General features: G+C 65.5%; 21 protein-coding genes and 1 pseudogene. 16 read left to right on the plus strand and 6 right to left on the minus strand.

Translation table 11 applies throughout. The annotated features are described in order from the left end of the window. The 4 genes and pseudogenes from ACLP4W_RS24045 to ACLP4W_RS24060 all read right to left on the minus strand — a co-directional run. Window positions 1–110, minus strand: a pseudogene (locus tag ACLP4W_RS24045) (DJ-1/PfpI family protein); the annotation flags it as partial. Continuing rightward, the gene (locus tag ACLP4W_RS24050; RefSeq protein ID WP_442389949.1) at window positions 110–1,753 is read right to left on the minus strand and encodes a glycosyltransferase family 87 protein; all 1,644 of its coding nucleotides are present in this window, start codon (window positions 1,751–1,753) and stop codon (window positions 110–112) included. The gene ACLP4W_RS24050 and the pseudogene ACLP4W_RS24045, both read right to left, overlap by 1 nt. Window positions 1,754–1,779: 26 nt before the next feature. Continuing rightward, window positions 1,780–4,371, minus strand: coding sequence for a transglycosylase domain-containing protein (locus ACLP4W_RS24055; protein ID WP_442389901.1), 2,592 nt, complete (start codon window positions 4,369–4,371; stop codon window positions 1,780–1,782). Then, the gene (locus ACLP4W_RS24060; RefSeq protein WP_442389902.1) at window positions 4,368–4,799 is read right to left on the minus strand and encodes a DUF5318 family protein; all 432 of its coding nucleotides are present in this window, start codon (window positions 4,797–4,799) and stop codon (window positions 4,368–4,370) included. The genes ACLP4W_RS24055 and ACLP4W_RS24060 overlap by 4 nt, the downstream gene beginning before the upstream one ends. 124 nt (window positions 4,800–4,923) lie before the next feature. Between ACLP4W_RS24060 and ACLP4W_RS24065 the strand changes: the two genes are divergently transcribed. The 14 genes from ACLP4W_RS24065 to ACLP4W_RS24130 all read left to right on the plus strand — a co-directional run bounded on the left by ACLP4W_RS24065 (window position 4,924) and on the right by ACLP4W_RS24130 (window position 18,652). After that, window positions 4,924–5,787, plus strand: coding sequence for a DUF1707 SHOCT-like domain-containing protein (locus ACLP4W_RS24065; RefSeq protein WP_442389903.1), 864 nt, complete (start codon window positions 4,924–4,926; stop codon window positions 5,785–5,787). Window positions 5,788–5,922: 135 nt separating this feature from the next. Continuing rightward, the gene (locus ACLP4W_RS24070) at window positions 5,923–6,465 is read left to right on the plus strand and encodes a PadR family transcriptional regulator (RefSeq protein ID WP_442389904.1); all 543 of its coding nucleotides are present in this window, start codon (window positions 5,923–5,925) and stop codon (window positions 6,463–6,465) included. 61 nt (window positions 6,466–6,526) lie between these two features. Then, a complete protein-coding gene (locus tag ACLP4W_RS24075) occupies window positions 6,527–7,636 on the plus strand; it encodes an inositol-3-phosphate synthase (protein WP_442389905.1) in 1,110 nt (369 codons plus the stop codon). 156 nt (window positions 7,637–7,792) lie between these two features. After that, window positions 7,793–8,938: an LLM class flavin-dependent oxidoreductase gene (locus ACLP4W_RS24080; RefSeq protein WP_442389906.1), complete on the plus strand. Its 1,146-nt coding sequence runs from the start codon at window positions 7,793–7,795 to the stop codon at window positions 8,936–8,938. Beyond that, window positions 8,935–10,104 carry a sulfotransferase family protein gene (locus ACLP4W_RS24085; RefSeq protein WP_442389907.1) on the plus strand — a complete coding sequence of 390 codons (1,170 nt, stop codon included), beginning with the start codon at window positions 8,935–8,937 and terminating at the stop codon, window positions 10,102–10,104. Before ACLP4W_RS24080 ends, ACLP4W_RS24085 begins: the two co-directional genes overlap by 4 nt. Window position 10,105: 1 nt before the next feature. After that, window positions 10,106–10,906: a sugar phosphate isomerase/epimerase family protein gene (locus ACLP4W_RS24090; RefSeq protein ID WP_442389908.1), complete on the plus strand. Its 801-nt coding sequence runs from the start codon at window positions 10,106–10,108 to the stop codon at window positions 10,904–10,906. A gap of 1 nt (window position 10,907) precedes the next feature. Beyond that, window positions 10,908–12,116: a DUF1214 domain-containing protein gene (locus ACLP4W_RS24095; protein ID WP_442389909.1), complete on the plus strand. Its 1,209-nt coding sequence runs from the start codon at window positions 10,908–10,910 to the stop codon at window positions 12,114–12,116. A gap of 22 nt (window positions 12,117–12,138) precedes the next feature. After that, window positions 12,139–13,062: an alpha/beta fold hydrolase gene (locus ACLP4W_RS24100; protein WP_442389910.1), complete on the plus strand. Its 924-nt coding sequence runs from the start codon at window positions 12,139–12,141 to the stop codon at window positions 13,060–13,062. Further along, window positions 13,059–13,859 (plus strand): LLM class F420-dependent oxidoreductase, encoded by an 801-nt coding sequence (locus ACLP4W_RS24105; RefSeq protein ID WP_442389911.1) that lies wholly within the window; start codon window positions 13,059–13,061, stop codon window positions 13,857–13,859. Before ACLP4W_RS24100 ends, ACLP4W_RS24105 begins: the two co-directional genes overlap by 4 nt. A gap of 146 nt (window positions 13,860–14,005) precedes the next feature. Then, on the plus strand, window positions 14,006–14,746 hold the full coding sequence (locus ACLP4W_RS24110; protein ID WP_442389912.1) for a GntR family transcriptional regulator: 741 nt from the start codon (window positions 14,006–14,008) through the stop codon (window positions 14,744–14,746). 50 nt (window positions 14,747–14,796) lie between these two features. After that, window positions 14,797–16,617 carry an ABC transporter substrate-binding protein/permease gene (locus ACLP4W_RS24115; protein WP_442389913.1) on the plus strand — a complete coding sequence of 607 codons (1,821 nt, stop codon included), beginning with the start codon at window positions 14,797–14,799 and terminating at the stop codon, window positions 16,615–16,617. Further along, the gene (locus ACLP4W_RS24120; RefSeq protein ID WP_442389914.1) at window positions 16,614–17,363 is read left to right on the plus strand and encodes an amino acid ABC transporter ATP-binding protein; all 750 of its coding nucleotides are present in this window, start codon (window positions 16,614–16,616) and stop codon (window positions 17,361–17,363) included. The genes ACLP4W_RS24115 and ACLP4W_RS24120 overlap by 4 nt, the downstream gene beginning before the upstream one ends. Window positions 17,364–17,428: 65 nt before the next feature. Beyond that, on the plus strand, window positions 17,429–17,932 hold the full coding sequence (locus ACLP4W_RS24125) for a MarR family winged helix-turn-helix transcriptional regulator (protein ID WP_442389915.1): 504 nt from the start codon (window positions 17,429–17,431) through the stop codon (window positions 17,930–17,932). A 48-nt stretch (window positions 17,933–17,980) separates the two neighbouring features. Beyond that, a complete protein-coding gene (locus ACLP4W_RS24130) occupies window positions 17,981–18,652 on the plus strand; it encodes an SDR family oxidoreductase (protein ID WP_442389916.1) in 672 nt (223 codons plus the stop codon). 18 nt (window positions 18,653–18,670) lie between these two features. Here ACLP4W_RS24130 and leuS read toward each other — a convergent pair whose 3' ends face one another. Beyond that, on the minus strand, window positions 18,671–21,556 hold the full coding sequence (gene leuS, locus ACLP4W_RS24135) for a leucine--tRNA ligase (protein ID WP_442389917.1): 2,886 nt from the start codon (window positions 21,554–21,556) through the stop codon (window positions 18,671–18,673). A gap of 186 nt (window positions 21,557–21,742) precedes the next feature. Between leuS and ACLP4W_RS24140 the strand changes: the two genes are divergently transcribed. Further along, window positions 21,743–22,798 (plus strand): LpqN/LpqT family lipoprotein, encoded by a 1,056-nt coding sequence (locus ACLP4W_RS24140; RefSeq protein ID WP_442389918.1) that lies wholly within the window; start codon window positions 21,743–21,745, stop codon window positions 22,796–22,798. 68 nt (window positions 22,799–22,866) lie between these two features. Continuing rightward, a complete protein-coding gene (locus tag ACLP4W_RS24145) occupies window positions 22,867–23,217 on the plus strand; it encodes a hypothetical protein (protein ID WP_442389919.1) in 351 nt (116 codons plus the stop codon). Window positions 23,218–23,282: 65 nt separating this feature from the next. Here ACLP4W_RS24145 and ACLP4W_RS24150 read toward each other — a convergent pair whose 3' ends face one another. Beyond that, on the minus strand, window positions 23,283–23,891 hold the full coding sequence (locus tag ACLP4W_RS24150; RefSeq protein ID WP_442389920.1) for a YqgE/AlgH family protein: 609 nt from the start codon (window positions 23,889–23,891) through the stop codon (window positions 23,283–23,285). Window positions 23,892–23,957 lie beyond the last annotated feature (66 nt).

The raw sequence follows: 23,957 nt of genomic DNA on the forward strand, positions 1-23,957 counted from the left end.
CGGTGCCCGACGAACACCACGTCGAATGACGGAATGCGTTGCAGCACTTCGTAGGGACCCACAGCGTCGAGTGCGGTGAACCGGGGAAACAGCGGGATTGCGACCAGCATCACGCGTGTGCCGGGTCCGTCGCTGTTTCGGTGCGGGGTTGAGTTGCGGTTTCGGACGCCCGTGCGGCCGACCGCCGCAGCCCGGGCGGACACAGCCAGTCAGGCAGCCAACCGGGCGGGGCGTCGGGCGCGCGGTCGAAAGAGCCGCCCGCCGGATCGTCCACGCGCCGGTCCCAGCGCACCAGATCCTCGTCGGGCCGGTAGATCTGCCGAATCACCAGAGCGCACAAGGCCACGACCGCGATGTCACGCAGCAACACCGACGTGGTGAAGAACTGCTCCGGCAGGCCGCGGTTCGGGTTCCCATACAGGAAGTACATCCGCGGCACCCAAACCAGCGCGTCAATCGTCATCCACGCCAGCAGTATCCGGCGATCCGGCAAAGCCAGCACCGCCAGCGGTACCAGCCACAGGGAGAACTGGGGGCTCCATACCTTGTTGGTCAACAGAAATACCGCCACCACCAGGAACACCAGCTGAGCCACCCGCGGCCGTTGCGGAGCGGTCAGGACGACGTAAGCGATTGCCGCGCAACACACCGCGAACGACACCGCGACTACCGCGTTCAGCACCGTGGGCGGCTCCCAGAAGCCTAGCTTGGGGTCGAAACCGCGCCAGCCGGTGAAGGATTTCACGACGTTGTACACCGAGTCCATGTCGTCGCCGCGCCGGGTGTTGAGCCGGAAGAACTCCGACCAACCCCGCGGAAAGAGCAACAACACAGGCAGATTCACCAACAACCAGGTTGCCGCGGCGACCCCCGCGGTGCGCGCCAGGGCACCCAGGCGACCGGTCCGGATACCCAGCACCAACATCGGGACCAGGAACAGCAGCGGGTACAGCTTGGCCGCAGCGCCCAATCCGATCAGTACCCCGGCAAGCACCGGTTTACGTCGCGCCCATGCCAGCAGTCCGCCCATCGCCAATGCCGTTGCCAGCGCGTCGAAGTTGGTGAAGATCTGAAAGATCACCAACGGCGAGGCGGCCACCAGGGCCGCATCCCATATCCGGCGCCCGGACAGGCCCGCGGTGGCCCAGACGGTTGCCAACCAGGCCAGCGCCAGCCCGAATGCCGCGACGTCAAAGAACACCACCACCTCGGCGACCACCGGAAGGGGGACGAGCTTGCCCAGCGCGGTGTAGGTCTTGGCCACCGCCATCGATGCGTACTGATAGACGCCGGTCAGCACCGGATACTCCATGTACCGGACCGCGGGCCGGCCGTCGTAGCGGGTCTGCGGTGTGCCGCTGGCGTCACTCTCGATCCAGCTCGACTTGTAGGGAAACTTGCCCTGGCTCAACAACTCCGCACCGTAGAGGGGCACCGTATCGGAGTAGCACAACTCGTAGTAGGCGCGTTGGTTTTCCCAGTTGGCGACCCGTTGGTCGCCCGCCCCGGTGCCGGTGCTCTGCAGGCAGGCCGCCTTCGTCGACCAGCCGAGCGCCAGGAACACCAGCGCGATCACAAACATCACCCGCACCGGGGTCATCAGACGAGTGCGGCCGATCAACGCGTGCCGGCCCACCGGTCCCCCCACGACGTCCGCCAGGGCGGCACCCAAAAAGTCGGTGCGGCTGGGGCAATCGCGGTTGTCGGCGCTACGCAGATCGGCGGCCAGCGGCCGCGCCGAAATGGGGGGTATGGCAGCGCTCTCCTGCTGAGCGCCGGTCACGGTGGCGGTGAGGGAGCTTGCGGGCCGCCCGGCGGGACGCCCGGCTCATTGCCGCCCGGCGGGGGCGGGCCGGCAGTAATCGTCGTGGGTGGACCGACCGGAATGGTGATGCCCGGCGCCACCTCGATCGTGGGCTGGATGACGGTCTCCGAAGGCGGCGGGGGCGGCGGGGGCGGCGCAGCCGGCACACCCGCGTAACCACCGATCTCACTCGGCTTGGGGAAGGTCTCGTTGGGGGTGCCCTTCAGGGCGCCGTCCATGGTCGACCTCCAGACGTCGGACGGCAGGCCGGAGCCGTAAACCTCTGCGCCCGAGGCCGTTACCAGTGGCACATTGTCCTGGACGGTACCCACCCAGACGGCCGTCGACAGCGACGGCGTGTATCCGACCATCCACGCATCCTTATTGGCCTGCGTGTCACCCAACTGCACCGTCCCGGTCTTGGCTGCCGACGCACGTCCGCCGGCCAAATTGTGGCCACGTGAATAGCCGGCAATCGGCTGCATCGCGGCGGTGACGTTGTCAGCGACGCCCCTATCGATGCGCTGCTCGCCACCGTTGTCCGAACTACCGGCGTCGAAAAGCACTTGGCCTTCCGCATTGACGACCTTTTGCACCAGATGCGGCCGGTGATAAACGCCGGACGCGGCCAGCGTCGCGTACGCCGAAGCCATGTCAATCGGCCGAGTTTGGTACTGGCCCAGCACAATCCCGTTGTTCGGCGGTCCGCCCTTGCCATCCTCGGACAGCGTGTGCGCTACGCCGGGAAAGCTGGTCGCGATACCGGCTTGATGCGCCGCGTCCGCGACGGCCTGCGGTCCGCCCTTCAGTTTGAGCATCAGTCGGTAATAGGCGGTATTGAGCGAAAGCTTGAGCGCCTCGGCGATGTTGCAAGTCCCGCAGCTCTCGCCGTCGACGTTGGTGATCTTGATCCCGTCGACGGTGAGCGGGGAACTGTCGACCTGGTAGCCCAGGCCGATCCCCTGCTCGAGCGCGGCAACGAGAGCGAACACCTTGAACGACGATCCGGTCTGCAGCCCCGCCTGGGCGAAGTCGAAACCGTTGGCATCCGAACCGCCGTAGTAGGCGCGTATCGCGCCGTTGTGCGGATCGATCGAAACCGCGGCGGACCGCATGTCGGGGTCCTGCCCGTCGAGGTACTTCGATACCGCCTTCTCCGCGGACTGCTGGGCTTTGGGGTCGATCGTGGTGGTGACCTGCAGCCCTTGGGTGTTCAGCGTCTGCTCGTCGATGTTGAACAGCTCCATCAACTCTTTGGTCACCTGGCGCTCGACCAGACCGTTGGGGCCGGTGGTCTGGTTCTGCGCGCGGGCCTGATCGGGCGGCACAGTCGCGGGAAACACCTGTGCCGCACGGTCACCCGGCGACAAAGCTTTGGTCTCCACCATGCCGTCGAGCACCCAGTTCCAGCGGTCCGCCGCACCCTTGGGATCGACGGCCGGGTCCAGCGAGGACGGCCGCCGGATCAGCGCCGCCAGCAGTGCCCCCTCCGAGACGGTGAGCTGCTCGACCGGTTTGTCGAAATAGGCCTTGGCGGCGGCCGAAATTCCGTAGGCGCCGCGGCCGAAGTAGATGATGTTCAGATAGGCCTGCAGCACATCGTCTTTGGACCACTCCTCCGACATCTTGGTGGCGATGACCAGTTCTTTGGCCTTGCGCATCAAACCGCTGAACCCGTGTTGGGCCGAACCGACCAGTGCGTTCTTCACATATTGCTGGGTGATCGTCGAGCCACCCTGGAGGTCGCCGGCGCCGAAGAGGTTGTTGTCCACCGCCCGCGCGAATCCGCTGAACGAAAAGCCCGGGTTGGAATAGAAGTTGCGGTCCTCGGCGGCGATCACCGCCTGGCGCACGTGCACGGGCACTTGGCTGATGTTGACGTCGACCCGATTGCCCTCGGGTGGAACAATTTTGGCGATCTCCGAACCGTCGCTGGCCAGGATTGTCGAGACCTGGTTGGTACGGATGTTGCCCGGCTTCGGGACGTCGACGATGAAGTACGCCATGGCGAAGGTGACGATCGGCAATAGCACCAGCACGGCTGCGGCGAGGTACGCGGCCCGTCGCACCCACAGCCAGTTGACCTGCTGGACCCAGTCCCGGCCGGCCCTCGGTCCGGGGACCATGTCGTCTGGCCCACTTGCCCCGTCGGGCCTCCGGGGCGGGGGCGGAGGTCCTTCCGGCGGCCGACGTCCGTGCATCGGCCCGTCGCGCCGGGCAGACCCGGAAGACGCTGCCGCCCGGTCGTCCAGCGCGGCCTTGACCTCCTCAAGCGCATCCCGTTGCAGCGGTGCCGACGGGGGACCCTCCAGCGCGGCCTTGACCTCCTCGATGGGGTCGGGCCGGCGATACGACCGGTCATCGATGACGGGCGGGAGGATCGTAGTCAGCCGGTCGTCGGGGGGAACCTGGCGGCGATGGCCGGAGCCCGGGCTCCCGCCCGCGGTGTCCGGGTCGCGACGGTCCGGATTGTCCGGGCGGTCGGTACTCGCGTGTTTGCCCACGCGCTCAGTCGCTGATTCGTTCGCGTCACTGGACGACTGGTCGTGGCGCCCTTCGTTATTCAATGTTGTTCAGTGGCCGTCCGGGCGCCGTCACGCGCCGCCCTCGTGCCGCCGGTGCCCTTGGGCGGGCGTGCCGCACCCATCACATACGACCTCACGAGGTGATTCCAGCTGCAGGTTCGGCACACCTCCACCACGTGGACCGAAAACTCCTGGAAGCGGGTTGCCAACAAGACCAACTCCTCGGCCGTGCGCGCCGAGCCCGACACCGCACCGAGGTGGTCGCCGAATACCCACGACACCAGGGTGAGCTGCTCCTTTCGGCAGATCGGGCACATCACCTGGCTCTGCTTCCCGTGAAACTTCGCCGCGCGCAGCAAATAGGGGTTAGCGTCACACACTTCGGACACGCCGGTGCGGCCCGAGTACACCTCGGCGAGCAGGGACCGCCGCCGAAGCGCGTAATCCACCACCTGTCGCTGCAGTCGCACGACCACCAGAGTACGTGGCGATCCCCACCACCGATACGCAACCAAGGCTGTCGCCGGCGCGAGCCGCATCGATCGGCCGCCGCATTTCGTGCCGAACTGCGGCCGGACTTCTACGATCATCCGCGTGGCGAAATGGGTTGGGACACCGCTAGCCGGTGGGGTAACGACCCGCGCCAAAGACGCCGACCGGCAAGACACCTGCAAGATCCTCGACAACGCCCTGAACGACGGTGAACTCTCCATGGAGGAGCACCGGGAACGAATCAGCGCGGCCACAAATGCCGTCACCCTGCGCGACTTGCAGGCCTTGGTCGACGATCTGCAGACCGACAGCGCCCCGCTGCACGTGCCCGCCGTCAAGTCGCCGAAGTTGGGTGGGTGGGGTGTTCTGGCCGCCGCCCTCGTCGTGTCGGTGCTGCTGGGCGTCGGCATCGGCTGGGGCCTCTACGGCAACACCCGTTCGCCACTGGACTTCACGACGGATCCCGGGGCCAAACCCGACGGAGTTGGCGCCGTGGTGCTGACCGCGCCCACGCAACTGCATTCGGTCGGCGGGCTCACCGGCCTGATGGAGCAAACACGCAAGAGGTTCGGGAACACCATGGGATTCCGGCTGGTGGTCTACCCGACCTACGCGGTACTCGACCGCCCCGACCCCTCCGACGACCGGCGGGTGCTGGCGTACGACTACCGCGGCGGATGGGGCGACCCGACCAGCTCCGCCAAGAGTGCCGCCGACGGCCCCGATGCGGTCGACCTCGGCAAATTCGACATACCGGCGACCGTGGGCATCTTGCGCGGGGCTCCGGAGAGCCTCCACATGAAGCGGTCCGACGTCAAAACCGTGTATCTGATCATTGAGCCCGCAGCGGACCCCACCACCCCCGGAGCGCTGTCGCTGTCGATGTACGTCTCCGGCGATTACGGCGGCGGTTACATCGTCTTCGCAGGTGACGGCACCATCAAACAGGTGAATTTGCCGTCTTAGCGGCTGGTTTCCCGACGCCGACGCTGTGACTAATAGAGCACCAACACCAGGTTGTGTTGTGGCGAATATATCGAAACGATACGATGGCGCGAGGCGTCGCACCGTCGTAACTGACCATGCAAAGGAGGTGGCTCGATGCTGGAGCTCGCCATCCTGGGCCTCCTGATCGAATCGCCGATGCATGGCTACGAATTGCGCAAGCGGCTGACCGGCCTGCTCGGTGCGTTTCGGGCGTTTTCGTACGGCTCGCTCTACCCCGCCCTACGGCGCATGCAGGCCGAAGGGCTGATTGCCGAAAATGCCGCACCGGCCGGCACCCCGGTACGGCGGGCCCGTCGCGTCTACCAACTGACTGACGCGGGTCGTCACCGCTTCGGCGAGCTGGTGGCCGACACCGGCCCGCATAACTACACGGATGACGGCTTCGGGGTCCACCTGGCGTTCTTCAACCGCACTCCCGCCGAGGCGCGGATGCGAATCCTGGAAGGCCGCCGCCGTCAGGTCGAGGAACGCCGAGAAGGCCTGCGCGAGGCGGTGGCGCGGGCCAGCAGTTCGTTCGACCGCTACACCCGCCAGCTTCACCAACTGGGGCTCGAGTCCAGTGAGCGTGAAGTCAAGTGGCTCAACGAGCTCATCGCCGCGGAGCGGGCAGCTCCCGGCCTTTCCGAACAGACGTAAACCCCGTCACCAGTCCAGCAGCAAACAACACCCAGGACATCCGAAGTTAGGAGAACGCCCTATGAGTGAGAACAAGCCGTTACGGGCGCCGGAGGCGTCGACGGAGGTACGAGTCGCCATTGTCGGCGTCGGGAACTGCGCGTCCTCGCTGGTTCAGGGCGTCGAGTACTACCACAACGCCGACGGAACATCGACGGTACCGGGGCTGATGCATGTGCGGTTCGGCCCGTACCACGTTCGCGACGTCAAGTTCGTGGCGGCCTTCGACGTAGACGCCAAGAAGGTCGGCTTCGACCTGTCGGAGGCGATCTTCGCGTCGGAGAACAACACGATCAAGATCGCCGACGTGCCGCCCACGAACGTGACTGTGCAGCGCGGCCCCACCCTGGACGGCATCGGCAAGTACTACGCCGACACCATCGAGTTGTCGGACGTCGAGCCCGTCGACGTGGTGCAGGTGCTGAAGGACGCGAAAGTCGACGTGCTGGTGTCCTACCTGCCGGTGGGCTCCGAAGAGGCCGACAAGTTCTACGCCCAATGCGCCATCGACACCGGCGTGGCGTTCGTCAACGCGTTGCCGGTGTTCATCGCCTCGGACCCGGTGTGGGCCAAGAAGTTCGCCGACGCCGGGGTGCCGATCATCGGTGACGACATCAAGAGCCAGGTCGGCGCCACCATCACCCACCGGGTGATGGCCAAGCTGTTCGAGGACCGCGGCGTCCAGCTGGACCGCACCATGCAGCTCAACGTCGGCGGCAACATGGACTTCCTCAACATGCTCGAACGTGAGCGGCTCGAGTCGAAGAAGATCTCCAAGACTCAGGCGGTCACGTCGAACCTGCAGCGCGAGTTCAAGACCAAAGACGTGCACATCGGACCGTCCGACCACGTCGGCTGGCTCGACGACCGCAAGTGGGCCTACGTCCGGCTGGAAGGCCGTGCCTTCGGCGATGTGCCGCTGAACCTCGAATACAAGCTAGAGGTGTGGGACTCGCCGAACTCGGCCGGAGTCATCATCGACGCGGTGCGGGCGGCCAAGATTGCGCTCGACCGCGGCATCGGCGGACCAGTGGTCCCGGCGTCTGCCTACCTGATGAAGAGCCCGCCGAAGCAGTTGGCGGACGATGTCGCGCGGGCCCAACTGGAAGACTTCATCATCGGGGCCGACTAGCTCGCGCTAACTCGCGAACGTCGAGTTGTTGGGCCGAACCCAAGCGAGGAAATCGCCCAACAACTCGAAGTTCGGCCTTCTTGATGGCATCCCGCCGAAGGCTATGCTGTGCAACTGCTTAGCATTAGTCGCAGAGCGGAAGCCGCAGGAGTAGAGATGGCATCAACCGGTTCGACGACCGTTCAGCCCGCCGCTTTCCTTCGAACGACCCTCCCCCTCGACCTGTCCCGGCTCCAAGAGTTGGACGGTGGCCGCTACCACTCGATATGGCTCCCCGATCACATGGTCAGCTTCTGGCCGGACTCGATCTGGACCCCGGAATTCACCGATCTCGCCAGCGCCTCGCCATCGCCGCACCGCCACCTCGACGGGCTGGCGGTAGCGGCCGCAGCTGCGGTGCTGACCGAGAAAGTGCCGCTCGTCAGCGCCGTCGTCGATACGGTGCGCCGCCACCCCTCCCTGTTGGCCCAGACAGCGCTGACCATCGATCACCTCGCCAAGGGACGTTTCATCCTCGGCCTGGGCAGCGGCGAGAGCGAGAACATCTTGCCCTACGGGTTCGAATTTTCCCGGCCGGTCAGCCGTTTTGAAGAAGCGCTGACGGTGATCCGCCTGCTGTGGGAAAGCGATGGCCCGGTCGATTTCGACGGTCGGTTCTACTCGCTGCACCACGCCCGATTGGACACCGAACCGTATGAGGGCCGGCTGCCGGAAATCTGGATCGGTGCCAGTGGCCCGCGGATGCTCGATATCGCCGGCCGGTACGCCGATGGGTGGTGGCCGGCCGGCGCCTGGACACCGGATCATTACGCCGAGATGCTCTCCGCGGTGAGGGCTTCCGCCGAGCGCGCCGACCGCGATCCGATGGCGATCACGCCATGCTTCATCCAAGTGTGTCTGATCGGACGGGACGAGGACGCCCTCGCCGAGATCCTGGAAGCACCCCTGGTCAAGGCGTTTCTGTTGCAGGTATCCGCAGAAACGTTGCGCGGCTTCGGGTTCGAACACCCGATGGGCGAAGACTGGCACGGATTTCACGACATCGACCCGGCGGTGCTCACCCGTGACCGGATCGTTGAGTTCCTGGCCAACGCGCACCCCGAGATGATCCTCGCCGTCGTGCCGCACGGGACACCCAAGGAGGTCGCGAAGATCATCAAGACGTTTGTGGACGCGGGTTTGCGCGTGCCAAAAATCCTCGACTACGGTGCCATGGCCGGGCTGAAATACGCTGAGACTTCGGCAGCGAACGTCCGGGCGGCCGAAGACGAGCTCATGCAGCTGTGCGGAACCCAATCGTGACCGAACCCTTGGACGCGTCAGAGATGCTGCGTACCGCGGAGGCCGACACCGGACTGCACGACTACGGCGACCCCACATTGCCGGAGCGCTTCGCCGTCGCCGTCGACCACTTGAACGGCCTCGGCATGGACGCCGACGGCAAATGGCAAGCGGCGCAGGTATGTCGGTGGCTGTTGACATCGCGTCTCGAGTTCATCGAAGACCGCAACCGCTACCCGATCGGCAGCGAAGTGATCGAGGCGCCGATGTTCGTCACCGGCGAACCGCGTTCGGGTACAACGCTCATGCACGCGCTGATGTCCATGGATCCGCACGGGCGCGCACTGCGCTTCTGGGAAGTCATGTATCCGTCGCCACCGCCGGGCCTCGCCGCTCCCGACGACGCGCGACGTGACCGGGCCGATGCCGACTGGCGCGAGATCAACGCCAAGATGCCCAAATGGCTGCACAGCCACCCCTATAACGACATGCTCGGCGACGGACTGCCCGAAGATGAGCGCACCTGGGCGTTCGATTTCCGGGTTATGACACCGACGGCATGGTGGCGGGTGCCGATGCAGTCACTGGTCGGCGGCCTGGCAACCGATCCGATGGCACAGTACCGGCTGCACAAAGCCATGTTGCAGCAGCTGCAATACCAACGGCCGCGGAAATACTGGGTGTTAAAAGGTTTTCACGGTTTCCGGCTCAAGGAACTGTTCGACACGTACCCCGACGCCAATATGGTCTGGCTGCACCGGGATCCGGTACAGGTCGCCGCGTCACGAACCATGATGATGGCCGACATCATGGACGGCGTCGTCGGGCCGGTCGACCTGCACGCCGAGGCGAAGAGGCATCTCGAGATGACGCGCGCCAGCATCGCCAACACGATGAGCAATCCCCTGGTCGAAGATCCGCGCATCCTGCACGTTCGCTACACCGACTTCATCGCCGATCCGGTCGCCACGGTGCGGCGCTACTACACGTTCTGCGGCCGTGAGCTGACGGCCGAGGCCGAATCGGCAATGCGCGCCTATCTGGCCACCAACCGCGGTGACCGCTACGGCAAATTCAAATACTCCACCCAGCTGCTGATCGATGTCGGCGAGGACCTCGATGCGCTGCACGCGGAATTCCGGCCGTTCCGTGAGCGATTCGGCGTCGCGATCGAGATCCGGGCGTGACGTGACGGTCCATGAACGTCTGTCCGTGCACAACGTGACTTTCTACGGCGCACCGCTGGCCGACCTCGAGGCTTACTGGGCGACGCTCGGTGTGTCGCGGCTGAGCATCCTGGACAGTCAACTGCTCGACCCGGGGTTTCCAATGCTGTTGCAGCGCAACCACTACACCGTGGAAGCGGTCTATCACCTATTCGCGGGCGGCGGGCTGTCCAGCGACCCCCAAGCCGCGCGGGACGCGCTGCGCACCGTGATCGACGCCGCGGCCGACGCCCGCGCGCGCACCGTCTACCTGCTCACCGGTGGCCGCGGCGCCCTGACGTGGGAACAGGCCGCCGAACGGTTCTGCGCCATGGTTACCCCCTGTGTGGCGCACGCGAGGGCGGCCGGCGTCGCGCTGGCCATTGAGAATGCGTCCAGTCTGTACGCCGACATCCATATCGCCCACACGCTGCGCGACACCGTCACACTGGCCGAGATGGGCGCGCTGGGTATCTGTATCGACGTGTTCCACTGTTGGGCGGAGGGCGATTTCGAGGCGATGGTGCAGCGCGCGCTGCCGCGCACCGAACTCATCCAGCTCAGCGACTACGTACTGGGCGACCGCGCGCTGCCCGGCCGGGCGGTGCCCGGCGACGGCACGATTCCGATCGAAGCATTCGTCGCCCAAGCTCTCGCCGGAGGCTACGCGCACGGATTCGACCTGGAACTGATCGGACCCCGAATTGACCAAGAGGGTCGCCTCGAAGCCGCCCGGCGCGCGTGCGATGTCGTCGGGGCGATGCTCGACAGATTGGGTGCGTGACATGGCTTACGGTGACGGCCCCGACGACGCGGCGCTGCAAGCCGCGTGGACCGAATTCTGCGCGCGGCTGCAGCGCGCGGGCGATCACGTCTTCAAAGATGCCAACCCCGCTTCGGGTGTGCAGCGCGTCGACGCATTCCGCTTTCTCACCCAGAACCTGGGTCAGGCGTTCGATCTGGCGCTCGAAACCCGCGACACCCGCTACCCGGTGGTACACACCTTCTGCGGCCCGACCCGCAAGCTGGGCGGCGACTGCGCCGACTTCACCTACCAGCAAGTCTGGATCGACGGACGATCGACCTACCGGCTGACCGGCAGCCGCGGCACCTCACGATTCTTCAACATCACGGTCCAGGGCCCACGCGTACCCGGGCCGGGCGTGCTGCACGAGCCCTTCGGGGACACACCAGAGGCCAACCTGTTCGGCCATCAGCTCAGCATCGGTGACGACGGACAATTCGAGCTCTACATCGGTGGCCCCGAGCGTGGGCCGAACTGGCTGCCCACCACGCCGGGATCACGAAAGCTGTTCATCCGCCAGGGCTTCGATCGTTGGGATGAGCTGCCCGCACGGATACGGATCGAGCGGATCGACATGGCCTCCCCTAAGCCGCTGCCCGCGCCTGACGCCATGATCGAGGCGATGGGCTGGGCCGGTGATTTCGTCACCGGTCTGATGTCCGACTGGCCCGAGTTTCCGTTCACCCACGGAGGCGTCGACGCCGAGCATCCCAATACATTTCCCCGGCCAGCCACGACCGACGCCGACAGCAAGCGCGGCCGAGCCGCCGCCAACATGTATTGGGAGCTTGCACCCGACGAGACGCTGATCATCGAATTCGACGCCCACGACGGGCTGTGGATGCTCACCAACATGGGTGTCTTCTTCAACAGCATGGACTACCTGTACCGCCCGGTGAGCTACACGCCGAGCCGCACGAAAATCGACCGGGACGGCCGGATCCGTCTGGTCATGGCTCACCGTGATCCGAACGTCCACAACTGGTTGGACACCCAGGGCTTCGAACGCGGCAACCTGACCTACCGGCACATGCTCGAAGGTGAACCCGTCGTGCTGCACACCCGAACGGTCAAGCACGACGAGCTGATGAGCGCGCTCCCCGCAGACACCGCCATGGTGACCGCGGCGGAACGCACCGCCGCGATGTGGGAACGATTCCACGCCATTCGGCGTCGCTACGCCGCCTAGCTGTCCTCTAGTGTCAGGAATCGTGACCGAGAATTCTGAGGACGGACTGGCGGGATTATCTGAGTTCTCGCTGCTGTCCGAGAACGCCGAGCAGGCCGGCGCCGCGGGCCCACTACCGCACGTGGAGCGGCTCGAGGCGGGCATCGGGGAAAGCAGAATCAGCGCACTGCGCTGGCGCACTAGCTCATCTCAAGATCCCCCGCGGATCGTCTTCCTCCATGGCGGCGGGCAGAACGCGCACACCTGGGACACCGTGATCGTCGGTCTCGGCGAGCCGGCGCTGGCGGTGGACCTTCCCGGGCACGGCCATTCGGCGTGGCGTGAAGACGGCGACTACTCACCACAGCACAACGTCGTCGCGTTGGCCCCGGCGCTGCGCGAGCACGCGTCGACCGCCGACCTCGTTGTGGGAATGTCGCTGGGCGGGCTGACCGCGATACGGCTGGCCGCGGCGGCGCCCGAACTGGTCCATGAACTCGTCCTGATCGACGTCACCCCATCGGCATTGCAACGGCACGCGGAGCTGACCGCCGAGCAGCAGGGGACGGTGGCGCTGATGCACGGCGAGCGGGAATTTCCCAGCTTCCAGGCCATGCTCGACCTGACCGTCGCCGCGGCGCCGCACCGCGAGGTGAAGGCGTTGCGTCGCGGCGTGTTCCACAACTCGCGCCGGCTCGACAATGGCAACTGGACGTGGCGCTACGACGCCATCCGCACCGTGCCCGACTTCGCCGGTCTGTGGGACGACGTGGACGCGCTGTCGGCGCCGGTCACCCTGGTGCGCGGCGGCGCGTCGGGCTTCGTCACCGACGAGGATGCCGCTGAACTCGGCCGTCGCGCAACGCATTTCCGCACGGCGCACATCGTCGAGAATTCCGGTCATTCCGTGCAAAGCGACCAACCTCGCGCGTTGATCGACATCCTGCGCGGGGTGCTCGACGCATGACTATCCGCATAGGGGTGCAGCTGCAGCCGCAGCACGCCCCGCACTACCGCCTTCTCCGCGACGCCGTTCGCCGCTGTGAGGACATCGGTGTCGACATCGCATTCACGTGGGATCACTTCTTTCCGCTCTACGGCGATCCCGACGGCCCACACTTCGAATGCTGGACGGTCCTCGGTGCCTGGGCCGAGCAGACGTCGCGCATCGAGATTGGCGCCCTGGTGACGTGCAATTCCTACCGCAATCCGGAACTGCTGGCCGACATGGCGCGCACCGTCGACCACATTTCCAACGGGCGCCTCATCCTGGGCATCGGTTCGGGCTGGAAACGCAAGGACTACCGCGAGTACGGCTACGAGTTCGGCACCGCCGGCAGCCGCCTCGACGACCTGGCGGCGGCGCTGCCCCGGATCAAGGCGCGGCTCGGCAAGCTCAATCCCCCACCCACCCGCGACATCCCGGTGCTGATCGGCGGCGAGGGTGAACGCAAGACGCTGCGACTGGTCGCCGAACATGCCGGCATCTGGCACAGCTTCACCACCGCCGAAACCTACCCGCAGAAGTCGGCGGTGCTGGCCGAGCACTGCGCTGCGATCGGGCGGGACCCGGCCAGCATCGAGCGGTCGGCCGCGGTCGGGGGCGAGACCGATATCGGGCGGGGTGACGGTGCCGATGGGCTGATTGCCGAGGCTGAGGCCCTCACGGCCCTGGGTGTGACCGTGCTGACCGTCGGCTGCAGCGGTCCGGATTACGACCTCGGCGCGGCGGAGACGCTGTGTCGCTGGCGCGATAGGCCCTGAGAAAGCCATTGAGAAACAGATATCGCCCGTCGGCTCACGTTTGCCTGCGCTTCATCCGCCAAACATCTGGAAGCACGCGCCAAGTCATGAGAAACTTCTCAGCGCTAGGTGCCCAGAAGCGCGTTTGAAAAGAGACGCAAAAGCGAATGCCAAAGAAATATGGGGTCAAAGAAAAGGACCAGGTTGTTTCGCACGTCCTCAACCTGGTGCTGACCGGGAAGCTGCGCAGCGGCGACCGGGTGGACCGCAATGAGATCGCGATCGGCCTGGGAGTCAGCCGCGTTCCGATTCAAGAGGCGCTGGTCCAGCTCGAACACGACGGGATCGTGTCCACCCGCTATCACCGCGGTGCGTTCGTTGAGCGGTTCGACGAAGACACCGTCATGGAGCATCACGAACTCGACGGCCTGCTCAATGGCATTGCCTCGGCGCGCGCGGCCACCAACCCCACGCCAAGGATCCTCGGACAACTCGACGCGCTCATGCGATCGTTGCGCTCCGCCAAGGAATCACGGGCGTTCTCGGAAATCGCCGGGGAATACCGGCGGACCATCAACGACGAGTACGCGGGACCGCGGCTGCACGCCACGATTCGCGCGTCGCAAAACCTCATCCCCCGGGTTTTCTGGATGACCTACCAGATGAACCGCGACGACATGTTGCCGTTCTACGAAGACGAGACCTCCGCAATACACCGGCGTGACCCCGAAGCCGCGCGGGCCGCGTGCGTCGGCCGGTCCTACCTGATGGCCCAGACCATGTTGGCCGAACTGTTTCGACGCAGAGTGTTCTCCGCACCCGACGACATCGGCCAAGTCGTTCCGGGCCACATTGGGGTACTCGCCGCGGCCGATGCGGCCCGCGGCGAGCCATCGATCGCGCTCTGAACCGGTTATAAACCTGCCGATCCGCCCGCTGGCCGATACGGTTAGCGGTGATGAGTTTGTGCGTGGGCCGGCGCGCCAGGCGCGGCGAAAAACTGCTGGGACTGACCGCGACAATCCTGATCTTGTGCGGCCTGGTGTTGGCTGCACCGGCCACGCCCGCGCTCGCCGATATGAACCAATGTGCGCCACCCGGGTTGGATAGTGCGAGCGTCTTGCCGAAAGACCTGACCACGCATCCTGACGTGGGCCACGAGGACGACCACGACACGACGGCAACCGTCGAGCCGCTGAGCGCGGTGAACATCGGAGCATTGGGGCTGAGCACGCCGGGCGTCCTGACGGTGGGGACGCTGTCGGATGCCCCGCCGAACATCTGTGTCAATTCCGCCGGGGAGTTCACCGGCTTCGACAACCAGCTGTTGCACGCCATTGCCGACAAGCTGGGCCTGCAGCTCCGCTTCTTCGCCACCGACTTCTCCGGGCTGCTCGCCCAGGTGGCGTCCCGGCGCTTCGATGTCGGCTCGGCGGCGATCAAGGCGACCGACGCGCGGCGACGCACAGTCGCCTTCACCAACGGCTACGACTTCGGCTACTACTCGCTCGTGGTGCCGGCGGGCTCTGCGATCACCAAATTCAACGAGCTGGCCGCCGGCCAGCGCATCGGAGTGGTTCAGGGCACCGTCGCGGAGTCGTACGTTGTCGACACCCTGCACCTGCAGCCGGTGAAGTACCCCGGCTATGCCACCCTGTACGCCAGCCTCAAGGCCCGCCAGCTCGGCGCGTGGGTGGCGCCCGGAACTCTGGCATCGACCGTAATCCGGCCGGGCGACCCGGCGGTGCTTGTCGCGAACACTTACAGCCCAGGCAATTTCGTGGCCTATGCGGTCGCCAAGGACAACCAGCCGCTGGTCGATGCGCTGAACTCTGGGCTGGACGCCGTCATCGCCGACGGTACCTGGGCGAAACTTTACTGCCAGTGGGTGCCGCGGACACTGCCGCCTGGCTGGAAACCCGGGTCGAAAGCCGCCCCTGCTCCACACCTGCCGAACTTCGCCGCGATCACCGCGCACCAGGATCGCCACCCGGTGGCCCCGGCTGTGCCGAAGTCGGCGCTTGCCCAGTTACGCGACTCCTTCTTCGACTGGGATATGTACCGCGAATCCATCCCCATTCTGTTGACCACGGGGCTGCCCAATACGTTGATCCTGACCAACAGCGCCCTCGTTATCGGGCTGGTGCTTGGCATGGTGCTGGCAATTGCCGGAATGTCACATTCACGCTGGCTGCGCTGGCCGGCGCGGGTCTACACCGATATCTTTCGCGGTCTTCCCGAGGCGGTGATCATCCTGATCGTCGGGCTGGGCATCGGGCCGTTGGTGAGCGGGCTGACACACAACGATCCCTACCCGTTGGGCATTGCCGCATTAGGGTTGATGGCCGCCGCTTACATCGGCGAGATTCTGCGCTCGGGTATTCAAAGCGTCGACCCCGGCCAACTGGAAGCCTCCCGTGCGCTTGGATTCAGCTATCCGTCTGCGATGCGGCTGGTGGTGGTGCCGCAGGGAATACGGCGGGTGCTGCCGGCACTGGTCAATCAGGCCATTGCGCTGTTGAAGGGCTCGGCACTGGTGTACTTCCTGGGCTTGGTCGCCCAACAGCGAGAGCTGTTTCAGGTGGGCCGCGACCTCAACGCGCAGTCCGGCAACTTGTCGCCGTTAGTGGCCGCCGGTCTCTTCTACCTGATATTGACTATTCCGTTAACGCATCTAGTGAACTACATCGACATCCGGCTTCGCAGCGGCCGTGCCACGGCGAAGCCGGAAAAGGATGCCGACATGGTCGCGTCCACATTCGGCCAGGGGATCACGTGACCGCCGACACCGCAGGGCGGGCGTCAGTATCGTTGGAAGCCAAGGATATTCACCAAACTCTCGGCGGGACCAAGGTACTGCGCGGCGTCGATATCGAGGCCCCCGCGGGCAGCACAGTGGCCGTGATTGGACCGTCTGGCTCAGGTAAGTCAACGTTGCTGCGTACCCTGAACCGACTGTATGAGCTCGATAGCGGCGACATCCTGCTGGACGGCCGGTCGGTGTTGCGCGACGATCCCAATGAGCTCCGCCAGCGCATCGGCATGGTGTTCCAGCATTACAACCTTTTCCCGCATCTGAGCATCCTGAAGAATGTTGCGTTGGCGCCCTGCAAGTTGCGCGGACTGTCCACAGACGAGGCCCGGGACCTCGCACTGACTCAGCTGGACCGAGTTGGCCTCAAGCACAAGGCCGGTGCCCGCCCCGGCATGCTGTCCGGCGGCCAACAACAACGCGTCGCGATCGCCCGTGCGTTGGCCATGGCTCCGCAGGTGATGTTCTTCGACGAGGCGACCTCGGCGCTGGATCCGGAAATGGTCAAAGGAGCCCTGGAACTTATCGCCGACCTCGGCGCCGGCGGCATGACGATGCTTGTCGTCACCCATGAAATGGGTTTCGCCCGGTCGGCGTCCGACACCGTCGTTTTCATGGATCAGGGCAAGGTCGTGGAATCCGGGCCTCCCGAGCAGATATTCGAGGCCGCGAAGACCGAGCGTCTACAGCGGTTCTTATCCCAAGTGCTTTGACGGTCGATAACTAGTCGGCGATAGCTACCTCATACGCACCCAATAACGGGTTAGACTGCCGACTTATGGCGGAGAGCGAATCCACCGCGGCCGAGGTGACCGAGCTTTCGGAAGGTTTGCACCGTGCGCTATCCAAATTGTTTTCAATTCTGCGCCGCGGGGACCCCAACCAGGCCGCTGCCGGGGACTTGACCCTGGCGCAGTTATCGATCCTGGTCACATTGCTCGATCAGGGCCCCATCCGGATGACGGACCTGGCAGCGCATGAACGGGTGCGAACTCCGACCACCACCGTGGCGATCCGCCGGCTGGAAAAAATCGGGCTTGTGAAACGCTCGCGCGACCCATCCGACCTGCGGGCTGTGCTGGTTGACATCACTCCACGGGGCCGGGCCGTTCATGGCGAGTCGCTGGCCAACCGGCGCGCTTCCCTGGCCGCGATGCTCAGTCAACTCCCCGAGTCCGACCTGAACACCCTGATGAAAGCGCTGGCACCGCTGGAACGCCTGGCATCCGGTGAACCGACATCCGGCCCCGCAGGAGAGCCACCGGCGCGCAAGCGGGCGTGAAAGTATCTCATTTTCAACGGGATTGGCAACTTCCGTAAACTGAAGTACATGCCAACTGCACTCATCACCGGCGCCGGCGGCGGTATCGGTTCCGCGATCGCCGCAGCGCTGTCGGCAACGCACACCCTGCTGTTGGCCGGTCGGCCCTCCGCCCGGCTCGACTCCGTTGCGGAGCGGCTCGGCGCCACCACCTTCCCGCTGGACTTGACCAGCACCGACGAGATCGAAGCCGCCTGCGAAATCGTGGACGCACTCGACGTGCTGGTACACAACGCGGGAGTGTCCATCCCCGGCCATGTCGCCGAGTCGAACGTGGATGAGTGGCGCGCCACCTTCGCCGTGAACGTCCTTGGGCCGGTTCAACTTACGCTGGCGCTGTTGCCGGCGCTGCGACGGGCCCGCGGTCAGGTGGTCTTCATCAATTCCGGTGCGGGGCGCGCTGTTTCGCCGGCTATGGCCTCATATTCGGCAAGCAAGTTCGCGTTGCGCGCCTTCGCGGACTCGTTGCGCAACGACGAGCCGAACCTGCGGGTGACCACGATCTATCCGGGCCGCACCGCCACCGATATGCAGCGTGAGCTCGTCGCGTTCGAAGGTGGCGAGTACGACCCAGCCAACTTCCTGAAGCCGGAAACCGTCGCGGTGGCGGTCGCCAATGCGCTGGCTACGCCGCCCGACGGTCACGTTCACGAAGTGGTGCTGCGGCCGGGCCGACGCTGATCGGGGTCCAGACGGCTTTCAGACGACGAGGTTGACCAGCCGACCGGGGACCACGATCACCTTGCGTGGGGTGGCACCCGCCAAGAACGCCCGGACCTTTTCGTCGTCCAGCGCCGCAGCTTTCAGAGCATCCTCGTCGGCGTCGGCAGCCACCACCACCCGTCCACGTACCTTGCCGTTCACCTGCACCGGGTATTCGACACTGTCGTCGACAAGGTAAGCGGGGTCGGCCTCCGGGAACGGGCCATGCGCCAACGAGCCGGTGTGGCCGAGGCGTAGCCACAGCTCCTCGGCCATGTGTGGGGCCAGCGGCGCCAGCATCAGCACCAGCGGCTCGACCGCGGCGCGGGGCACCAAGTCGCGGTGTTCTTTCGTGAGGTGGTTGGTGTACTCGATCAGCTTGGCCGCCGCGGTGTTATTACGCAGTGCCGCATAGTCTTCGGAGACTCCGGCGATGGTGCGGTGCAGCGATCGCAGGGTGCCGGTGTTAAGCTGTTGTTGGTCTGCTCTGTCGACCACCCGGGTTTCGCCGGTCTGTTCATCGATCACCAGCCGCCACACCCGCTGCAGAAAGCGGTGCGCGCCGACGACATCCTTGGTGGCCCAGGGCCGGGACGCCTCCAAGGGGCCCATCGACATCTCGTACACCCGCAGGGTGTCCGCGCCGTATTCGTCGCAGATCTCGTCGGGTGATATCGAATTCTTCAGACTCTTACCGATTTTCCCGAATTCCTGAAAGACTTCGATTTCGCCGTCGGGCCCCGTGTACACGAAACCGCCATCGCGTTCGATCACCTCATCGGCCGGTACATATGCGCCCCGAGAATCGGTGTAGGCGAAGGCCTGAATGTAGCCCTGGTTGATCAGCCTGCGGTAGGGCTCGCGAGAACTGACATGGCCCAGGTCGTATAACACCTTGTGCCAGAACCGTGCATACAGCAGGTGCAGCACCGCGTGTTCGGCACCGCCGACGTACAGGTCGACGCCACCGGGATCGTCCGGACCGTGCTCAGCCGGCCGCGGGCCCATCCAATACGCCTCGTTTTCCCTGGCGCAGAACCGCTCTGAGTTATGCGGATCGGTGTAGCGCAATTCATACCAGGAGCTTCCCGCCCACTGCGGCATCACGTTGGTGTCGCGGGTGTAGGGCTTCAAGCCGTCACCCAGATCGAGCTCGACGTGCACCCACTCGGTCGCCTTGCCCAGTGGTGGCGACGGCTCGCTGTCGGCGTCTTCGGGGTCAAACAGTACCGGCGAATAGTCCGGCACATCGGGCAGCTCGACGGGCAGTGCCGCCTCGTCGAGCGCGTGCGGACGCCCGTCACCGTCATAGACGATCGGAAACGGCTCACCCCAATAGCGCTGCCGGGCGAAGAGCCAGTCGCGCAGCTTGAATTCGATGCGCGCGCAGCCGCGGCCCTCGGCCTCCAAACGGGCGGTGATGGCGTCCTTGGCCACTGCCACGTCCATGCCATCGAGGTAACCGGAATTGACCAGTACACCGTCTCCTGTGTGTGCGGCTTCCGAAATATCGCCACCGGCAATGACCTCCAGGACGGGTAGCCCAAACTCGTGGGCGAAGTCCCAGTCGCGCTGGTCATGGCCGGGGACCGCCATGATCGCCCCGGTGCCGTAGCCGGCCAGCACGTAGTCGGCGATGAAGATCGGCACCGGCTTACCGTTGGCGGGATTCGTCGCGTAGCTGCCCAAGAAGACGCCGGTCTTCTCCTTGCTCTCCTGTCGCTCGAGGTCTGACTTCGCGGCGATAGCGCGGCGGTAGGCGGCGACGGCCTCGCTCGGTGTGGCGGCGCCGTATGTCCAGCGAGGGTCGACCCCCTCCGGCCAGGCGGTGGCGACCAAGCCGTCAACCAGGTCGTGCTCGGGGGCCAACACCAGATACGTTGCGCCGAACAGGGTGTCGGGCCGCGTGGTGAACACTTCGATGGCGACTTCGGAGCCATCGGTGTTGATAGCCGAGAACAGCGCCATCGCCCCGGTGGAGCGGCCGATCCAGTTGCGCTGCATGGTTTTCACCTGCTCCGGCCAGTCCAGCAGGTCAAGGTCGTCGAGGAGTCGGTCGGCATAGGCGGTGATACGCATCATCCACTGCCGTAACCGTTTCCGGAATACCGGGAAATTGCCGCGGTCGCTGCGGCCGTCGGCGGTCACCTCTTCATTGGCCAGCACGGTGCCCAGGCCCGGACACCAGTTCACCATCGAGTCCGCCCGGTAGACCAGCCGGTAGCCGTCGATCACGTCGGCCCGCTCCCCCGCCGACAGCTTGGACCAGTCCCGTCCGTCTTCGAGACGGCGCCCACCGGACTCGAATTCGGCGATCAGTTCGGCGATCGGACGTGCCTTGTCGGCTGCTGTGTCGAACCAGGCGTTATAGATCTGCAGAAAGATCCACTGGGTCCACTTGTAGAACTCGACATCGGTGGTCGAGAAGCTGCGTCGGCTGTCATGGGCGAGGCCCAGCCGGCCCAGTTGGCGCCGGAAATTCACGACGTTGGCCTCGGTCCTGGTGCGCGGGTGGGTCCCGGTTTGCACCGCATATTGCTCGGCGGGCAGGCCGAAGGAATCGAATCCCAACGCGTGCAGCACATTATGGCCAGTCATCCGGAAGTAACGGGCGTATACGTCGGTGGCGATGTAGCCCAAAGGGTGGCCAACGTGCAGCCCATCACCCGACGGGTAGGGGAACATGTCCTGCACGAACAACTTGTCATCGGGCACCGACGTCCCGTCCGTCGGAGCCAGCGAACCGACCGGGTTGGGTACGTTGAACGTCCCGAGCTTCGCCCAGTGGTCCTGCCAGGTGCTTTCGATACGGCCCGCCAACGCCGCAGTGTAGCGATGTGGCGGCGCATCGGACTCCGGCGCGGCGGTCGGGGATTCGGTCACTTGAACAGGGTATAAGGACCGCCTCGCCGGCCCCGCCGGCCACAGGTTGGTCTCGGTTGCGTAGCGCGCAGGTCAGAGCTTCATCCCAGGTCTATTTCGGGCCTGTTCACCACGTTTGACCACTAGTTACAGTCAGCCTCTAACGATGGGTGCTGGTACCCGAGTCACTGGGAAGGACCGACGCAGATGATTCAGATCGCCCGTATTCTGCGGGTATTCGCCGGAGGCCTGGCCGCCGGCGCGATCGGTGTCACGGTGTTCGCGGGCGCCACGGCCTGGGCCGACCCCGCGCCATCGCCCGCCCCCGCCGTGCCCGCACCGGTACCGCAGAACGCCACGGCCTCCCCCGGCCAGGTCCCCAACAGGTTGCTCGCCGCGCCGCCGGCAGCGAATCCATTCGCGCCGTCGGCGCCGGCTACGGCGCCCTCAGCACCCGGACCGGCAGCGGTCACGCCGGCGGCGCCAGCGGCGCCGGGGCCCCCGACAGTGACTCCCGCGGTCTCCGGCACGCTCCGCGATTACCTGCAGTCGAAGGGCATCAAGCTCGAGGCGCAAAAACCCCAGGGGCTCAAGGCGCTCGACGTCACGCTGCCGGTGCCCACTCGCTGGACTCAGGTGCCCGATCCCAACGTGCCCGATGCGTTCGCGGTGATCGCCGACCGGCACGGCAACAGCGTCTACACATCGAACGCGCAGGTGGTGGTGTACAAGCTGGTCGGTAACTTCGATCCGAAAGAAGCCATCACCCACGGCTACATCGACAGCGAGAAATTGCTCGCCTGGCAGACGACCAACGCCTCGATGGCCGACTTCGGCGGCTTCCCATCGTCGGTTATCGAGGGCACTTACCGCGACGGCGATATGACGCTCAACACCTCGCGGCGCAACGTCATTGCCACATCCGGCCGCGAGAAGTACCTGGTGTCGCTTTCGGTGACCACCGACCGTTCGGTGGCGGTCGGAGACGCACCGGCCACCGATGCGATCATCAACGGATTCCGGGTGACCGCACCCGGGGCTACCGCCCCGGCGCCCGCCCAAGCGCCCGGCGCGGCGCCGGTCGGGATTCCCGCCCAAGCGCCCGGCGCGGCGCCGGTCGGGCTTCCCCCCCAGGCAGCCGGTACCACGCCGGTCGGACTCCCCGCGCAGACAACCGTGCCCAAGCAGCCGGCACCCAACATCTTGGCCCTGGTGCCAGGGCTGCCGCCGCTGCCGAACTTCGCGTTCCTGCAAGGGCGTTGATTCGGCACCTTATAGCGGCCCCCAGAGCCCGGCGAGCGGTTCTGCGGCCGGGCTCGTATTGTGAGGCAATGTTTATCGCTGGCATGCTGTGCATGTGTGCGGCGGTGGCCTCCGCCGGGTTCGGGACGTGGTCGCTCTCCCACAACCAGACCGCTGACAGCGCCGCCACCACTCAGCTCGCGCTGCGGGCCATGGCGCCGACCCAGTTGGCGGCGGCGGTGATGCTGGCCGCCGGCGGCATGGTGGCGCTGGCAGCCTCCCCGCACACCGCTCTGGTCGTGCTGATCGTCTGCGTCGCCGGCGCCGTCGGGACGCTGGCCACCGGCTCTTGGCAAAGCGCACGCTTTGCGCTGCGCCGAGAAGCGGCGGCGCCTAGCTGCGCTGGCGGCTGCGCCGTCTGCACGCAGTCCTGCCACTGAATTATGTTGACGCGGCTGTCGGCGATCGATCCGGCCGTTTGAACCTCAGAGGTGGTGGAGGAGCCCTAGTTTCGGCTGACGTCGATCGGGTGGGTCGCAAGCAACGAAAGCGGCAACGGCTGCCGGCGCAGCACCTGCCCCCAAAGGTCGGCTCTTGGCCCGACCAGCACATCGGATGGCAACGCCGACAACACAATCCAGTCGTCGCGCTCAATCTCGCCTTCAAGCTGACCAATGGTCCAGCCGGAATATCCGGCGAAGATTCGCACCCCCTCCACCAACGGTGCGATCAGATCGGGCTCGGCGTCCAGGTCGACCATTACTATCCGACCGTCCACGTGCCGCAGTCCCGGCACGCCTTGCGGATCGGCGCCGACCCGCAAAGAAGCCAGACACAGAGCCGCGTCACGCTTGACGGGCCCACCGATGAACATGGTCTTAGGCTTGGCCGTCAGCTTGGCCCACTGCGGCAACACGTTGTACACCGCGGTTTCGCTGGCCCGGTTGATCACGACTCCCAATGTGCCGCCGTCGTTGTGCTCCACGATGTAAATGACGCTGCGCCGAAACGTCGGTTCGAGAAGATCGGTATTGGCAAGCAGTAAAGTACCCGCGCGCACCCGTTGCGCGGCGGGTGCGACATAGTCCTCTGGATCTTCGTGCGCCGGCATCACACAATCATCGCACCTCCGCCGCGTCGCCCGGGGCAATCAAGCGGGGCGTACGAATATTTGTACTGT

The sequence above is a fragment of the Mycobacterium sp. genome (genome assembly GCF_052145595.1).
Classification (GTDB): Bacteria; Actinomycetota; Actinomycetes; order Mycobacteriales; family Mycobacteriaceae; genus Mycobacterium.

What these genes read in the sequence shown, in the direction of transcription:
- ACLP4W_RS24070 (WP_442389904.1), top strand. Translation starts at nt 5,923, where the DNA reads ATGCTGGAGCTCGCCATCCTGGGCCTCCTGATCGAATCGCCGATGCAT.
- ACLP4W_RS24075 (WP_442389905.1), top strand. Translation starts at nt 6,527, where the DNA reads ATGAGTGAGAACAAGCCGTTACGGGCGCCGGAGGCGTCGACGGAGGTA.
- ACLP4W_RS24080 (WP_442389906.1), top strand. Translation starts at nt 7,793, where the DNA reads ATGGCATCAACCGGTTCGACGACCGTTCAGCCCGCCGCTTTCCTTCGA.
- ACLP4W_RS24095 (WP_442389909.1), top strand. Translation starts at nt 10,908, where the DNA reads ATGGCTTACGGTGACGGCCCCGACGACGCGGCGCTGCAAGCCGCGTGG.
- ACLP4W_RS24105 (WP_442389911.1), top strand. Translation starts at nt 13,059, where the DNA reads ATGACTATCCGCATAGGGGTGCAGCTGCAGCCGCAGCACGCCCCGCAC.
- ACLP4W_RS24110 (WP_442389912.1), top strand. Translation starts at nt 14,006, where the DNA reads ATGCCAAAGAAATATGGGGTCAAAGAAAAGGACCAGGTTGTTTCGCAC.
- ACLP4W_RS24115 (WP_442389913.1), top strand. Translation starts at nt 14,797, where the DNA reads ATGAGTTTGTGCGTGGGCCGGCGCGCCAGGCGCGGCGAAAAACTGCTG.
- ACLP4W_RS24125 (WP_442389915.1), top strand. Translation starts at nt 17,429, where the DNA reads ATGGCGGAGAGCGAATCCACCGCGGCCGAGGTGACCGAGCTTTCGGAA.
- ACLP4W_RS24130 (WP_442389916.1), top strand. Translation starts at nt 17,981, where the DNA reads ATGCCAACTGCACTCATCACCGGCGCCGGCGGCGGTATCGGTTCCGCG.
- ACLP4W_RS24140 (WP_442389918.1), top strand. Translation starts at nt 21,743, where the DNA reads ATGATTCAGATCGCCCGTATTCTGCGGGTATTCGCCGGAGGCCTGGCC.
- ACLP4W_RS24145 (WP_442389919.1), top strand. Translation starts at nt 22,867, where the DNA reads ATGTTTATCGCTGGCATGCTGTGCATGTGTGCGGCGGTGGCCTCCGCC.